The organism is Pseudomonas sp. xss_2, assembly GCF_043104195.1.
Lineage (GTDB): Bacteria > Pseudomonadota > Gammaproteobacteria > Pseudomonadales > Pseudomonadaceae > Aquipseudomonas > Aquipseudomonas urmiensis.
This window is the reverse complement of sequence record NZ_JBICKL010000046.1, coordinates 22,776-35,650: the sequence shown is the minus strand read 5'-3', so window position 1 is coordinate 35,650 and position 12,875 is coordinate 22,776. Positions and strand designations below refer to the sequence as shown.

Below are 12,875 nucleotides of genomic sequence, written 5' to 3'. Positions count from 1 at the left end.
CCGGCGCAAAGGCCGGGGCTGGAGACTTACTTGATGCGTTGACCCGGCTTGGCGCCGCTGTCTGGGCTGAGCAGGTAGATTTCTTCACCGCCAGGGCCGGCAGCCATGACCATCCCTTCGGACATGCCAAAGCGCATTTTACGCGGCTTGAGATTGGCGACCATCATGGTCAGGCGGCCTTCCAGCTTGGACGGGTCAGGGTAGGCCGACTTGATGCCGGAGAACACGTTACGACGCTCGTCACCGATGTCCAGGGTCAGTTGCAGCAGCTTGTCAGCGCCTGGTACAGCCTCGGCCTTGACGATCAACGCTACGCGCAGGTCGACGGCGGCGAAGGTATCGAACTCGATCTCTGCCGACAGTGGCTCCTTGCTCAGCTCGCCGTTACCGGCAGGTGCGCTGGAAGTCTGCGAGGCCAGTAGGTCTTCCTTGCTGGCGGCGACCATGGCTTCGACCTTGGCTGGCTCGATCCGGCTCATCAGCGGTTTGAAGGCGTTCAACTGATGGTTTTCCAGGCGCGACAGGTGATCGTTCCAGGTCAGCGGTGCGACATTCAGGAACGCCTCGGCGTCGGCTGCCAATACCGGCAGTACTGGTTTGAGGAAGATCACCAGCTGACGGAACAGGTTGACGCCCTGGGCGCAGATCGCCTGCACTTCGTCCTGTTTACCTTCCTGCTTGGCCAGCGACCATGGCGCCTTGTCGGCGATCCAGGCGTTGGCACGGTCGGCCAGGCCCATGATCTCGCGCATGGCGCGGGCAAAATCGCGCGCTTCATAGGCTTCGGCGATCGACGGCGCCGCGGCGAGGAACGCCTCGCTCAGCTCCGGCGCGGCGTCGCCCGCTACCAGTACACCTTCGTTGCCCTTGTGGATGAAGCCTGCGCAGCGGCTGGCGATGTTCACCACTTTGCCGACCAGGTCAGAGTTGACCTTCTGCACGAAGTCTTCCAGGTTCAGGTCCAGGTCATCGACGCCACGGCCCAGCTTGGATGCGTAGTAGTAGCGCAGGTATTCCGGGGCCAGGTGATCGAGGTAGGTGCGCGCCTTGATGAAGGTGCCGCGGGACTTGGACATCTTCGCGCCGTTGACGGTCAGGTATCCGTGCACGTTGATCGCGGTAGGCTTGCGGAAGCCTGCGCCTTCAAGCATGGCTGGCCAGAACAGGGCGTGGAAGTTGACGATGTCCTTGCCGATGAAGTGGTACAGCTCGGCGCTGGAGTCTTCTTTCCAGAACGCATCGAAGTCCAGTTCCGGACGGCGTGCGCAGAGGTTCTTGAAGCTGGCCATGTAGCCGATCGGTGCGTCCAGCCAGACATAGAAGTACTTGCCAGGCTCGCCGGGGATCTCGAAGCCGAAGTACGGCGCATCGCGGGAGATATCCCACTCTTGCAGGCCCGAGTCCAACCATTCGGCGAGTTTGTTGGCGACCGCATCCTGCAAGGTGCCGCTGCGGGTCCATTGCTGCAGCATGGCCTGGAAGTCTGGCAGCTTGAAGAAGAAGTGCTGGGAGTCTTTAAGGACCGGAGTGGCACCAGAGATGGCCGACTTGGGGTTCTTCAGCTCAGTTGGCGCGTAGGTGGCGCCGCACTTTTCGCAGTTGTCGCCGTACTGGTCTTCGGCCGCGCATTTAGGGCAGGTGCCCTTGATGAAGCGGTCGGCCAGGAACATGCCCTTCTCAGGGTCGAAATACTGGGTGACCGAGCGATTGGCGATGTGGCCGGCTTCGCGCAGACGGGTGTAGATCAAGCTCGACAGCTCGCGGTTTTCTTCGCTGTGGGTCGAGTGGAAGTTGTCGAAGTCGACCAAGAACTCAGCGAAATCGCCGCTGTGCTCGGCCTGGACGTTGGCAATCAACTGCTCAGGGGTGATGCCTTCTTTTTCGGCACGCAGCATGATCGCCGAGCCATGGGCATCGTCAGCGCAGACATAGATGCACTGGTTGCCACGTAGCTTCTGGAAGCGAACCCACATATCCGTCTGGATGTACTCCAGCATATGGCCAAGGTGGATAGAACCATTGGCATAGGGCAGGGCGCTGGTGACAAGAATCTGACGTGGCTCGGACATGGTGGCTCGGCTACTTATCTGGCTACGGAAAAAAATGGATGATCGGCCACTATAAAGGGCTGGCGAATATATTTCACCCCAAGCACGCATCTCTAGACGATTGACGGGTTAGCATAAGCGTCTGTTCCACATTCAGTTTGCCAATGGGAGTCTCCATGAGTGCCGTCACACGTGCCGCCGTCGAAGGCGTGCTCCGCCAGTACACCGACCCATACCTGAACCAAGACCCGGTCAGTGCCGGTTGCGTGCGCGCCATCGATATCCAGGGCGGTCAGGTCAAGGTCCAGCTGCAGCTGGGCTATGCCGCAGGCCTGTTCAAGAGCGGCTGGGCCCAGGTATTGGAAACGGCCATTGGCAATCTTGACGGGGTGGAGGCTGCGCACGTGGCCATCGACTGCGTGATCGCTGCGCACAAGGCCCAGGCCCAAGTCCCAGGCATGGCCAACGTCAAGAACATCATTGCCGTGGCATCGGGCAAGGGAGGGGTGGGTAAATCGACCACCGCCGCCAACCTCGCCTTGGCCCTGGCCCGCGAAGGTGCTCGGGTAGGTATTCTGGACGCCGACATCTATGGCCCGAGCCAAGGGGTGATGTTCGGCATCGCCGAAGGTACCCGTCCGCAGATCCGTGACCAGAAGTGGTTCGTGCCGCTCAAGGCCCATGGTGTTGAAGTGATGTCCATGGCGTTTCTGACCGACGACAACACGCCGATGGTTTGGCGCGGTCCGATGGTGTCCGGGGCGCTGCTGCAACTGGTAACCCAGACCGCCTGGGATGATCTCGATTACCTGGTGATCGACATGCCACCCGGCACCGGTGACATCCAGCTGACCCTGGCGCAGAAAGTGCCGGTGGCAGGTTCGGTGATCGTCACTACCCCGCAAGACCTGGCGCTGCTCGATGCCAAGAAGGGCGTGGAAATGTTCCGCAAGGTCAACATTCCGGTGCTGGGTGTGGTCGAGAACATGGCCGTGCATATTTGCTCGAACTGCGGGCATGCCGAGCATCTGTTCGGTGAAGGCGGTGGCGCCAAGCTGGCCGCCCAGTACGGGGTCGAAGTGCTGGCCTCGCTGCCGCTGTCGATGCTGATCCGTGAGCAGGCCGATAGCGGCAAACCTACTGCGATCGCTGAACCTGAAAGCCAGATCGCCATGGTCTATCAAGAGCTGGCGCGGCACGTCGGTGCGCGGATTGTGCAGCAGGAAGCCGCAGCACCGGCAATGCCCAACATTACCATCAGCGAAGACTGACCCTGGGCGCGGGCTTGCCCTGCGATAGCGTCGCTCGTGCTGACGCTGTCGTAGGCCAGCCCACCCCTACTGCCCAGCAGCTGGATGTTTTTGCAGGCACAAAAAAACCCGCCAAAAGGCGGGTTCTTCTTGAAGCTAAACTGGATTAGGCCAGTTGAACTTCTTCAGCCTGCATGCCTTTCTGGCCGCGGGTAGCGACGAAAGTAACAGCTTGGCCTTCTTTCAGGGTCTTGAAGCCGTCAGCTTGGATGGCTTTGAAGTGCACGAACAGGTCGTCACCCGACTGAGGGGTGATGAAGCCGTAGCCTTTCTCATCGTTGAACCACTTGACGGTACCGGATTGACGGTTGGACATGTGTCTGTCTCCTTGGACAAAGTAAATTTCGGCACAGGAAACGCCCTGGCCGGACTGAGTGCAAAGAGTAGGAAAATTCAGCGATGGGCCGATGGAAATCGTGCATCAAACTAGAGATTCTCGGTGTCACGTGCAGCACAGTGGCGTCACCTTAACCCACTTTCCGCGACCTGCCAATGGTCAAAAGCCGGTTTGATGAAATTCGGATCGACGGCGGCCGCAAGCCCCGTCCGGCGCGGGATACGGCATGGAACTTTAACCCAGACGCCGGGACCGGTAAGATGCGCATCTTGTTTTTTACCTCGCACTCTCAGGACACCCCCCGCCATGAGCATCAAATCGGATAAGTGGATTCGCCGCATGGCGCAGGAACACGGCATGATCGAACCGTTCGTCGAGCGCCAGATGCGCGGCGAAGCAGATAGCCGGGTGATCTCCTTCGGCGTCTCCAGCTATGGCTACGACGTACGCTGCGCTGACGAATTCAAGGTTTTCACCAACATCAATTCGGCCACCGTCGATCCGAAGAACTTCGATGCCGGCAGCTTTGTCGACGTCAAGAGCGACGTCTGCATCATTCCGCCGAACTCCTTTGCCTTGGCCCGCACCGTCGAATACTTCCGCATTCCACGCAATGTGCTGACCATCTGCCTGGGCAAGAGCACCTATGCCCGCTGCGGCATCATTGTCAACGTCACCCCGCTCGAGCCCGAGTGGGAAGGCCATGTAACCCTCGAGTTCTCCAACACCACCACGCTGCCGGCGAAGATCTACGCCAATGAAGGCGTGGCGCAGATGCTGTTCCTGGAGTCCGACGAAGAGTGTGAAGTGTCCTACAAGGACCGCGGTGGCAAGTACCAGGGCCAGCGTGGCGTCACCCTGCCGCGCACCTGAGCCGACGAGCGCGGGGAATTCCTGCCCCGCCTGGCACTCCAACGAGTGAACAGTTCCAGCGCGCATGACGTGCGCTGGCTCTCGTCAGGAGCTGTCTATGAAACTCAATCCCGCAATCAGTGCGAAGCTGGCCGTCCTGCAGCCCAATCAGATCGGGTTGCTTGCATGGTCACTGCTGGCCCATCCGCCGCTGCAAGCCGGTGGCGTGCCGCACCAGCCTGATCCCGACACCCCGCAGCCGCCCGAACCTGGTGAGCATCCACCGATGGAACCGGGCGAGCCAACCTTGCCCGATGAGCCGCCTCCTGCCCCTGTAGCCTGATCAGCGCTGCAGCGCCCAGACCTGCTCAGCCCCCGCGACGAACACGCGGGTGGCGGCGTGTGGCTCGACCGTCCAGCCGCCGGTGAATTCACCAAAGGCGGGCAATAGGCTGACATTGTCATCGATCAGAAAACACGGCAGGCGCAAGCGCTGTCGGGCTCTGCCGCGCAGTATGAAGACTGGATGAATGTGCCCTGCCAGCACGGGGTGGGTTGGGTTCGCAGTCGGTTCGTGCTGCAAGGCGAAGGGCGGCAGAAGCCAGGGTTCATCCTTGATCGCGATGTCCAGCTCTGCTGGAGGATCCCCAGCGTGGCGGTCGTGATTACCGCGTACCAACACCATGCGCAGGTGGCGATGACGCTGGCGCCAAGCCGTGAGCTTGGCGACGATGGTCGGTGCGCGCGCCGGGCGCGCATGGAGAAAGTCGCCCAGCACGATCAGCTGCTCGCAATCGTAGGCATCGAGCAAAGCATCCAGTCGGGCAAGGGTGGTGTCGGTGGTGCCGCGAGGCACCGGTTGATGCAGGGCGCGAAAGCTAGCGGCTTTGCCGATGTGCACGTCGGCCACCAGCAAAGCGCGTCGGGCTGGCCAATACAGGGCCTTGTCCGGTAGCAGCCAGAGGGTTTCGCCACAGTGTTCGATTACCAGGTGCTGGCCCATGACACTCCTTCAGGATTGTTGACGATGTCCAACGCTTTGCAACTGATCGGTCTGGCGCCCCCTCAGCCTCTGTCTGCCACTTTTTCCAAGTCAGCGACCATCCGCGCAATGCGATCGGCCAGTTTCTCGGTGCTCAACGTCTCGCGCATGCCTTCGACCAACAGCGCAAACGCCAGCGGCCCGGGCCGGCGCAGCGCGCGTAGATCCAGGCGCAGCCTGCTCATCTTCAGCAGTTGCCGGTGTAGCCGTTCGATCTCCAACTCCTCGCGCAACACTTCATCGCGCGCCTGATCCAGTAATAGGTTGCCCGCGTCATGCTTGCGAAACACTTCATAGAACAGGCCACTGGATGCCTGAATCTGCCGGGTACTTTTTTGCGCCGCCGGATAGCCGCCAAACACCAAGCCGGCGATCTGGGCGATTTCGCGAAAGCGCCGCAAGGCCATCTCGCCGGCGTTCAGACTGGCCAACACGTCCTCCAGCAGGTTATCGGTGGACAGCGCCGGTGGCAGGTAGCTGGCCCAATCGACAGCGCTCGGGCTAAGCAGCTCAAAGCCATAGTCGCTAACGGCGATCGACACCGACAGTGGCTGCACCCGGCTGACTCGCCAGGCCAGCAGATTGGCCAGGCCCAGGTTGGCCATGCGTCCGGCGAAGGGGTAGAGGAACAGGTGCGAGCCCTGGCGCGAGGTGAGCGTCTCGGCCAACAGCGTCTGCTCGGTGGGCAGCGCTGACCAGGTGTGTTGCAAGGTTAGCAAGGGACGCACGGCGCGCATCTCCGGGCCGTTGAAATGGCCGTGGGCGGCGGCGTCCAGCTGGGCGACCAGGGCATCGGCCAGTTCGCTGGAAAGCGGCATGCGCCCGCCATTCCAGCGTGCTACCGCGGCCTTGCGCGAGGTGCTGCGACGTACGTAGGCGGTCATATTCTCGACCCTAACCAGCTCCAGCACGCGGCCGGCGAACACCAGGGTGTCGCCGGGGCGCAGGCGGGCGATGAAGGCCTCTTCGACACTGCCCAGGCTTTTGCCACCGCCCCCCTTGCTCCAGTACTTGAGGTTGATACTGGCCTCGCTGACGATGGTGCCGATGCCCATCCGGTGGCGGCGGGCCAAGCGTTCGCTGGCCACTCGCCAGACACCATCGGGGTGGGCGACTACGCGCTGGTAGTCAGGGTAAGCGCTGAGTGAGTCACCACCGTGGCGGACAAAGTCCAGCGCCCATTGCCACTGGCTATCGCGCAAATCGCGAAACGCCCAGGTGCTGCGCACTTCCTGGAGCAATTGCTCCGGTCGAAAGCCACTGCCCAAAGCCATGCTGACCACATGCTGGACCAGCACATCCATGCTTAAGCGCGGCGACTGGCGTGCCTCGATCTGGCCGGCTGCCAGGGCGTGACGGGCAGCTGCGGCTTCCACCAATTCCAGGCTGTGGGTTGGCACCAGGGTGATCCGCGAGGCGCGCCCCGGCGCATGCCCGGAGCGCCCTGCGCGCTGCAGTAGCCGGGCTATGCCCTTGGCCGAGCCAATCTGCAGCACACGCTCCACCGGTAGGAAGTCCACGCCCAGATCGAGGCTGGAGGTGCAGATGACCGCCTTGAGCGTGCCTTGCTTGAGGCTGCGCTCGACCCAGTCGCGGGTCTGCCGTGCCAGCGAGGCGTGGTGCAGGGCAATCAGTCCCGCCCAGTCGGGGCGCTGCTCGAGCAGGGCCTGATACCAGAGTTCGGCTTGCGCGCGGGTATTGGTGAACACCAGGCAACTGGCGCTGGCGTCAATTTGCGCGCTGACCTGAGCGAGCATCTTCAGGCCCATATGGCCCGCCCAGGGGAAGCGTTCGATGGCCTCCGGCAGCAGGGTGTCGACCTCAAAACGCTTGTCTTGCCTGCCCTTTATCAGTACGCCGGCGCCAGGCAGCAAGACTTCGCGGGCGTGCTCCAGGTTGCCGAGGGTGGCCGACAGCCCCCAGACCACCAGCTCAGGTCGCCAGCGGCGCAAGCGCGCCAAGGCCAGTTGCAACTGCACGCCACGCTTGTTGCCGAGCAGTTCGTGCCATTCGTCCACGACCACCATGCGCAGCGCAGAAAAGTCTTCATCCGCATGTTCGCGGGTCAGCAGCAGGGTAAGGCTTTCGGGTGTGGTGATCAGCGTGCTGGGCAAGCGTCGAGCTTGGCGCGCTCGCTCCGAAGCGCTGGTATCGCCACTGCGCACGCCCACGCTCCAGTTCAGCTCCAGCTCGTCCAATGGCGTCTGCAAGGCGCGCGCGGTGTCTGCTGCCAAGGCGCGCATAGGGGTGACCCACAGCACCTGTAGCGGCGCGGGTTGGCGTGCAGTGCCTGCTTGGGCAAAAGCGCGCAGTGCCGCCAGCCACACGGCATAGGTCTTGCCAGCGCCAGTGCTGGCATGCACCAGGCCTGACTCACCCCGCTCGACCGCTGCCCACACCTGGCGCTGGAAAGCGAACGGTTTCCAGCCGCGGGCGGTAAACCAGGCGTTGGCAAGGTCGGTCGAGGCGCTCATGCAGCGGATCCGTCGAAGGCTGTGCTTCTACAGACCGTTGGCCGCGGCGATTGGTTTTACTCGATCAATTACCCAGCAGGTAGCCGCTGCGGCAGATCTCTTCGCCGGCAACATGAGCGATGACCATTCCGCTGGTAGCCATCCGCCGCACGCTACGTGCGTACAACAGCCCTGCCTGGCTGTTGCGTAGAGCGGTCACGCGATCGCTGAGCGGATCAATCACCTCGGCGATCAGTTGCCCGGCTTCCAGGTACTGGCCAGGTTTGGCGTGGAACACCAGCAAACCGCCCAGCGGCGCGGTGACCGGCTCCACCGCAGCCAGTGGCGAGGCTGGGTAGGGCAGGGCAGGCAGCGGCGCGGGCTGGCCACCGATGACGCCGGCATGGGTGAGGAAGTCGATGATTGCCTGGCTGTCCTTGCTCGCCAGTTCATGGCTGACATCGGCCTGGCCGCGCAGCTCGACAGTCACCGAGAAGCTGCCCTGGGGGATCGGGAAGCGTTTGCCGAAACGTTGCTGCAACTGCCACCAGACCAGGCTGAAGCATTCATCGAACGACTGGCCACCAGAGTCGGTGGCCAGCAGGCTGGCCTGGGCGCCGAGGTAGCGTGCCAGCGGCTCGACCTTGGGCCAGGCCTCTGGGGTGGTGTAGAGATGCTCGACCGCTTCGAAATCGCAGTGCAAGTCGAGCACCATGTCGGCATCGCAGGCTAGCCGTTGCAGGCACAGGCGCTGCGACTGCAACGGCGTGCGCGCCGGGTGAGCGTCCAGGCCGCGGCGCAGGTACTCGCGGATCAAGGCCAGGTTGTGCGCTGGGTCATCGGTCAAGTGGCCTTCGATCTGGTCACCGATGCTGTCTGACAGATCAACGAAATTGCGGTTGAAATTCTCCCCGCTCTGGAGCTCGAAGCGCCCCAGCGGGGCGTCCAGCAGCACCTGCTCCAGACCCACCGGATTGGCCACCGGGACCAAGGCAATCTCCTGGCGCAGCCGGCCTTGCTGCTCAAGCTCCAGCAGGCGCTGCTTCAAATGCCAGGCCACCAGCATGCCGGGCAGCTCGTCGGCGTGCAGCGAGGCCTGGATGTAGACCTTGCCACCCCCGCGTGGGCCGAAGTGGAAACTGTGCAACTGGCGGGTGATACCCGGAACGGGAGACAGCAGGTCGTGGGTCGAGTGGTGCATGGTGGTCCTGGTAGGCGTTGGGTTGAACGGTCTGCGATTGAAGATAGAAGCATAAACTTGGCGATTGCGCATGTTGCCAGTGGTTTTACCCTGTCAATCAGGCCAGCAATGCTTGCAGGGTGCCCAGGTCATCCGCCTCATCCACTGGCTTATCCAATCGCCAGCGCAGCATTCGCGGAAAGCGCACGGCAATGCCGCTCTTGTGCCGCTTGGACAGGGCGATGCCCTCGAAGCCCAGTTCGAACACCAGGGTAGGGGTCACACTGCGCACCGGACCGAAGGTTTCCACCGTGGTCTTGCGAATGATCGCGTCAACCTTGCGCATCTCTTCGTCACTGAGCCCCGAATAGGCCTTGGCGAAGGGCACCAAGCTGCGCTGGGCAGTGCCAGCAGGCGCATCCCAGACGGCAAAGGTGTAGTCGCTGTAGAGGCTGGCGCGCCGGCCATGGCCGCGTTGGGCGTAGATCAGTACCGCATCGACGCTGAACGGCTCGATCTTCCACTTCCACCACACGCCCATGTCCTTGGTTCGCCCGACCCCGTAGAGCGCCTCGCGCTGCTTGAGCATCAAGCCTTCCACCCCAAGGCTGCGTGACTGCTCACGCTGGCGGGCGAGATCCGCCCAGTCATCACCTTGCAGCAAGGGCGAGAGCAGGACAGGTGCCAGCGGGTATTGCTCCACCAGCCGTTCCAGTTGCGCGCGCCGCTCGTGCTGGGGCCGGTTGCGCCAGTCCTGGTCCTGCCATTCGAGCAGGTCGTACGCCTGCAGTACCACCGGCGCATCGGCCAGCAGCTTCTTGCCCAGGGTCTTGCGGCCAAGGCGCTGCTGCAGCAAAGCGAACGGTTGCACTGCCACTTCTGCGGCCGTGGCGCCAGGTTTCCAGACCAGGATCTCGCCGTCGAGCACGCTGCCATCGGGCAAGGTCGAGGCCAGGCTGTGCAGTTCGGGGAAGCGCTCGGTCACCAATTCCTCGCCCCGCGACCAGATCCACAACTGGCCATCACGCTTGACCACTTGGGCGCGGATGCCATCCCATTTCCACTCCACTTGCCAGTCGCTGGGCGGGCCGAGCAGGCCGCCGAACTGCTCGGTAGGAGCCTGCAATGCGTGGGCGAGAAAGAACGGGTAGGGCTGCCCGCCACGCTGGCTGTGTTCATCGGCAGACTCGGCGGCGATCAGTTTCAGGTAACTGTCGGCGCTGGGTTTATGGCTCAGGTCGGTGTAGCCGACCATGCGCTGCGCTACGCGCTTGGCATCGAGCTCGGCCAGATGGGCCAGGGCGCGGGTGACCAGCAGCTTGGAGACGCCAACCCGAAAGCTGCCGGTGATTAGCTTAAGACACAGCATCAGGCTCTGCCGGTCGAGCTGCGCCCACAGCTGCGGCAGACGCTCGCGCACCGCCTCCGGGGGCTGCCCACGCAGCGGCAGCAAGTGCTGCTCGACCCATTCAGCCAGGCCTTGCTCGCTGCCGTGGGGGTTGTCCGGCAGCAGCAGGGAAATGGTCTCGGCCAGATCGCCCACCGCTTGGTAGCTTTCTTCGAATAGCCAGTCCGGCAGGCGCGACAGCTCAATGGCAAGTTCACGCAGCAGCCGCGTCGGCACCAACTGCCGGGGGCGGCCGCCGGCGAGAAAATACACCGCCCACGCCGCATCCTTGGCCGGAGCCTGGCTGAAGTAGTCGCGCAGGGCCTGCAGCTTGGCATTGCTGGAAGTGGTCGCATCCAGGCGCAGGTAGAGCTCGGCGAAGGCCTTCATGGCGAAGCCTGCTCGGCGCTGGCATCGTCTTCATCGCCGTATTCGGTGACGAATCCACGGGCATCGAGCCCGCGTTCACTCAGGTAGCGCACCAGCACATTGACCGAGCCATGGGTCACCATCACCCGCTCGGCCCCGGTTTGCTCGATGGCCCAGAGCAATCCAGGCCAGTCGGCGTGGTCAGACAAGACGAAACCACGATCCACCCCGCGCCGCCGACGGGTGCCGCGCAAGCGCATCCAGCCGCTGGCGAAGGCGTCGCTGTAGTCGCCAAACCGTTTCATCCAGCTGCTGCCGCCAGCAGATGGTGGCGCGAGTACGATGGCTTGACGCAGCAGCGGATCGCTACGGGTAAAGTCACCGGCATAGTGGGTTTCGGGCAGGGCCACCCCGGCGTCGCGGTAGACCCGGTTCAGCGGCTCGACTGCGCCATGCACAAGAATCGGCCCGATGCCCGCATCCAGCCCATGCAGGATGCGTTGCGCTTTGCCGAAGGCGTAGCAGAACAGCACGCTGGCCTTGCCCTGATCGCGATTGGCCCGCCACCAGCTGTTGATCTGCTCGAAAATCACCGCCTGTGGCGGCCAGCGGTAGATCGGCAGGCCGAAGGTCGATTCGGTGATGAAGGTGTGGCAACGCACCGGCTCGAAGGGCGCGCAGGTGGCGTCGGGCTCGACCTTGTAGTCGCCGGAGGCCACCCACACCTCGCCCTGGTATTCCAGGCGCACCTGGGCCGAGCCGAGCACGTGCCCGGCAGGATGCAAGCTCAACGTGACGCCGTGGTGATCGAGGCGCTCGCCGTAGGCCAGGGTCTGCAGGTTGATGTCCGCGCCCAGGCGGCTGCGCAGAACCCCCGCGCCGGGTTCGGCAGTCAGGTAGCGCGCATTGCCGGTGCGCGCGTGGTCGCCATGGCCATGGGTGATCACCGCGCGCTCGACCGGACGCCACGGGTCGATGTAGAAATCACCGGGCGGGCAGTACAGGCCTTCGGGGCGGGCGATCACAAGATCCATGGCAGGTGCGCTGGCTAGGGGTTACCAAGTAGGAGCGTGTGCTGACAGGGGAAGTTCGGTTGGGTTGGCAGATGAAAGGCTCAATCCACCGAAGTGAAGAACCTTACGGTAAAGGCGGAAATGAGGAAGAAGCCTTTGCTGTTTAATTGAGTCTCGTCCATTGCGATGCAACAAAAATGTTGCAGGCGCAGGATTTCTGTTGCACATTGATTTTCGAAGGCCTGCATGAAATACAGCGAATTGCGCCGCTGGCTGCGGGTTCGTGGTGCGACGTTCGTACCTGCGAAGGGCAGCCATTTCAAAGTCTATCTAGGCAATCGGCAGACGATATTTCCAGATCATGGTGCCAAGGAGATAGGGGAAGGCCTCAGGAAGAAAATCATCAAGGACTTGGGGCTGACTGAATGATAAGCAGAGTGGAGATGATCTGATGATCTTCGACTATCCCGTAATAGTGCATCAGGAGCAGGGCAGCGTTTGGGTCAGTTGCCCGGACGTTCCGGAAATGGCCAGCGCTGGTGAGACTGTTGATGAAGCGCTGTTTGATGCGGTGGATGCGCTGGAGTCGGCTTTATCGCTCTACGTTGACCAGAAAATCACGATTCCGCTGCCCTCAGCGGTTGCTTCAGGGCAGACATTGGTAAGGCTTCCGGCATTGACTGCGGCAAAGGCTGCGCTGTGGAATACGATGTTGGAGCAGAAGGTCACCAAGACCGAGCTGGCCCGGCGTTTGGGTGTAAATCGGCCACAAGTAGATAGGTTGGTGGATTTACTGCATCGATCCAAAATTGAACAGGTCGAGCATGCGTTGCATGTTTTAGGACAACGTATAGAGCTTGCGGTAGTCGCCGCCTGAGCACGAA

At 62.4% G+C, this 12,875-nt stretch carries 12 protein-coding genes; 5 read left to right on the top strand and 7 right to left on the bottom strand.

The genetic code is table 11. The features are described from left to right. Positions 1-26: 26 nt before the first annotated feature. A complete protein-coding gene (gene metG, locus ACF8K2_RS09480) occupies positions 27-2,069 on the bottom strand; it encodes a methionine--tRNA ligase (RefSeq protein ID WP_186556219.1) in 2,043 nt (680 codons plus the stop codon). Between the two features lie 155 nt (positions 2,070-2,224). On the opposite strand from metG, the gene apbC reads away from it, so the two are divergent. Further along, on the top strand, positions 2,225-3,319 hold the full coding sequence (gene apbC, locus ACF8K2_RS09475; protein ID WP_392464531.1) for an iron-sulfur cluster carrier protein ApbC: 1,095 nt from the start codon (positions 2,225-2,227) through the stop codon (positions 3,317-3,319). Positions 3,320-3,464: 145 nt separating this feature from the next. Here the strand turns inward: apbC and ACF8K2_RS09470 are convergent, their stop codons facing one another. Then, positions 3,465-3,674: a cold-shock protein gene (locus ACF8K2_RS09470; RefSeq protein ID WP_043197576.1), complete on the bottom strand. Its 210-nt coding sequence runs from the start codon at positions 3,672-3,674 to the stop codon at positions 3,465-3,467. A 327-nt stretch (positions 3,675-4,001) separates the two neighbouring features. On the opposite strand from ACF8K2_RS09470, the gene dcd reads away from it, so the two are divergent. Together dcd and ACF8K2_RS09460 are read left to right on the top strand one after the other, a co-directional pair. Then, positions 4,002-4,568, top strand: coding sequence for a dCTP deaminase (gene dcd, locus ACF8K2_RS09465; protein ID WP_186556221.1), 567 nt, complete (start codon positions 4,002-4,004; stop codon positions 4,566-4,568). A gap of 97 nt (positions 4,569-4,665) precedes the next feature. After that, the gene (locus ACF8K2_RS09460; protein ID WP_186556222.1) at positions 4,666-4,890 is read left to right on the top strand and encodes a hypothetical protein; all 225 of its coding nucleotides are present in this window, start codon (positions 4,666-4,668) and stop codon (positions 4,888-4,890) included. Here ACF8K2_RS09460 and pdeM read toward each other — a convergent pair whose 3' ends face one another. The 5 genes from pdeM to ACF8K2_RS09435 all read right to left on the bottom strand — a co-directional run bounded on the left by pdeM (position 4,891) and on the right by ACF8K2_RS09435 (position 12,012). Beyond that, positions 4,891-5,550 (bottom strand): ligase-associated DNA damage response endonuclease PdeM, encoded by a 660-nt coding sequence (pdeM, locus tag ACF8K2_RS09455; RefSeq protein WP_392464529.1) that lies wholly within the window; start codon positions 5,548-5,550, stop codon positions 4,891-4,893. A gap of 62 nt (positions 5,551-5,612) precedes the next feature. Next, positions 5,613-8,063: a ligase-associated DNA damage response DEXH box helicase gene (locus ACF8K2_RS09450; RefSeq protein WP_392464527.1), complete on the bottom strand. Its 2,451-nt coding sequence runs from the start codon at positions 8,061-8,063 to the stop codon at positions 5,613-5,615. A 64-nt stretch (positions 8,064-8,127) separates the two neighbouring features. Then, on the bottom strand, positions 8,128-9,243 hold the full coding sequence (locus ACF8K2_RS09445; protein WP_392464525.1) for a succinylglutamate desuccinylase/aspartoacylase family protein: 1,116 nt from the start codon (positions 9,241-9,243) through the stop codon (positions 8,128-8,130). Positions 9,244-9,340: 97 nt separating this feature from the next. Next, on the bottom strand, positions 9,341-10,999 hold the full coding sequence (locus ACF8K2_RS09440) for an ATP-dependent DNA ligase (protein WP_392464524.1): 1,659 nt from the start codon (positions 10,997-10,999) through the stop codon (positions 9,341-9,343). Beyond that, positions 10,996-12,012: a ligase-associated DNA damage response exonuclease gene (locus ACF8K2_RS09435; protein WP_392464523.1), complete on the bottom strand. Its 1,017-nt coding sequence runs from the start codon at positions 12,010-12,012 to the stop codon at positions 10,996-10,998. The genes ACF8K2_RS09440 and ACF8K2_RS09435 overlap by 4 nt, the downstream gene beginning before the upstream one ends. 225 nt (positions 12,013-12,237) lie before the next feature. Here ACF8K2_RS09435 and ACF8K2_RS09430 point away from each other — a divergent pair, with 225 nt between their 5' ends. Together ACF8K2_RS09430 and ACF8K2_RS09425 are read left to right on the top strand one after the other, a co-directional pair. Beyond that, positions 12,238-12,420 (top strand): type II toxin-antitoxin system HicA family toxin, encoded by a 183-nt coding sequence (locus tag ACF8K2_RS09430; RefSeq protein ID WP_312154351.1) that lies wholly within the window; start codon positions 12,238-12,240, stop codon positions 12,418-12,420. Between the two features lie 22 nt (positions 12,421-12,442). After that, positions 12,443-12,868: a type II toxin-antitoxin system HicB family antitoxin gene (locus tag ACF8K2_RS09425; RefSeq protein WP_392464521.1), complete on the top strand. Its 426-nt coding sequence runs from the start codon at positions 12,443-12,445 to the stop codon at positions 12,866-12,868. The last annotated feature ends 7 nt before the right edge of the window (positions 12,869-12,875 follow it).

What these genes read in the sequence shown, in the direction of transcription:
- metG (WP_186556219.1), bottom strand. Translation starts at nt 2,069, where the DNA reads ATGTCCGAGCCACGTCAGATTCTTGTCACCAGCGCCCTGCCCTATGCC.
- apbC (WP_392464531.1), top strand. Translation starts at nt 2,225, where the DNA reads ATGAGTGCCGTCACACGTGCCGCCGTCGAAGGCGTGCTCCGCCAGTAC.
- ACF8K2_RS09470 (WP_043197576.1), bottom strand. Translation starts at nt 3,674, where the DNA reads ATGTCCAACCGTCAATCCGGTACCGTCAAGTGGTTCAACGATGAGAAA.
- dcd (WP_186556221.1), top strand. Translation starts at nt 4,002, where the DNA reads ATGAGCATCAAATCGGATAAGTGGATTCGCCGCATGGCGCAGGAACAC.
- ACF8K2_RS09460 (WP_186556222.1), top strand. Translation starts at nt 4,666, where the DNA reads ATGAAACTCAATCCCGCAATCAGTGCGAAGCTGGCCGTCCTGCAGCCC.
- pdeM (WP_392464529.1), bottom strand. Translation starts at nt 5,550, where the DNA reads ATGGGCCAGCACCTGGTAATCGAACACTGTGGCGAAACCCTCTGGCTG.
- ACF8K2_RS09450 (WP_392464527.1), bottom strand. Translation starts at nt 8,063, where the DNA reads ATGAGCGCCTCGACCGACCTTGCCAACGCCTGGTTTACCGCCCGCGGC.
- ACF8K2_RS09445 (WP_392464525.1), bottom strand. Translation starts at nt 9,243, where the DNA reads ATGCACCACTCGACCCACGACCTGCTGTCTCCCGTTCCGGGTATCACC.
- ACF8K2_RS09440 (WP_392464524.1), bottom strand. Translation starts at nt 10,999, where the DNA reads ATGAAGGCCTTCGCCGAGCTCTACCTGCGCCTGGATGCGACCACTTCC.
- ACF8K2_RS09435 (WP_392464523.1), bottom strand. Translation starts at nt 12,012, where the DNA reads ATGGATCTTGTGATCGCCCGCCCCGAAGGCCTGTACTGCCCGCCCGGT.
- ACF8K2_RS09430 (WP_312154351.1), top strand. Translation starts at nt 12,238, where the DNA reads ATGAAATACAGCGAATTGCGCCGCTGGCTGCGGGTTCGTGGTGCGACG.
- ACF8K2_RS09425 (WP_392464521.1), top strand. Translation starts at nt 12,443, where the DNA reads ATGATCTTCGACTATCCCGTAATAGTGCATCAGGAGCAGGGCAGCGTT.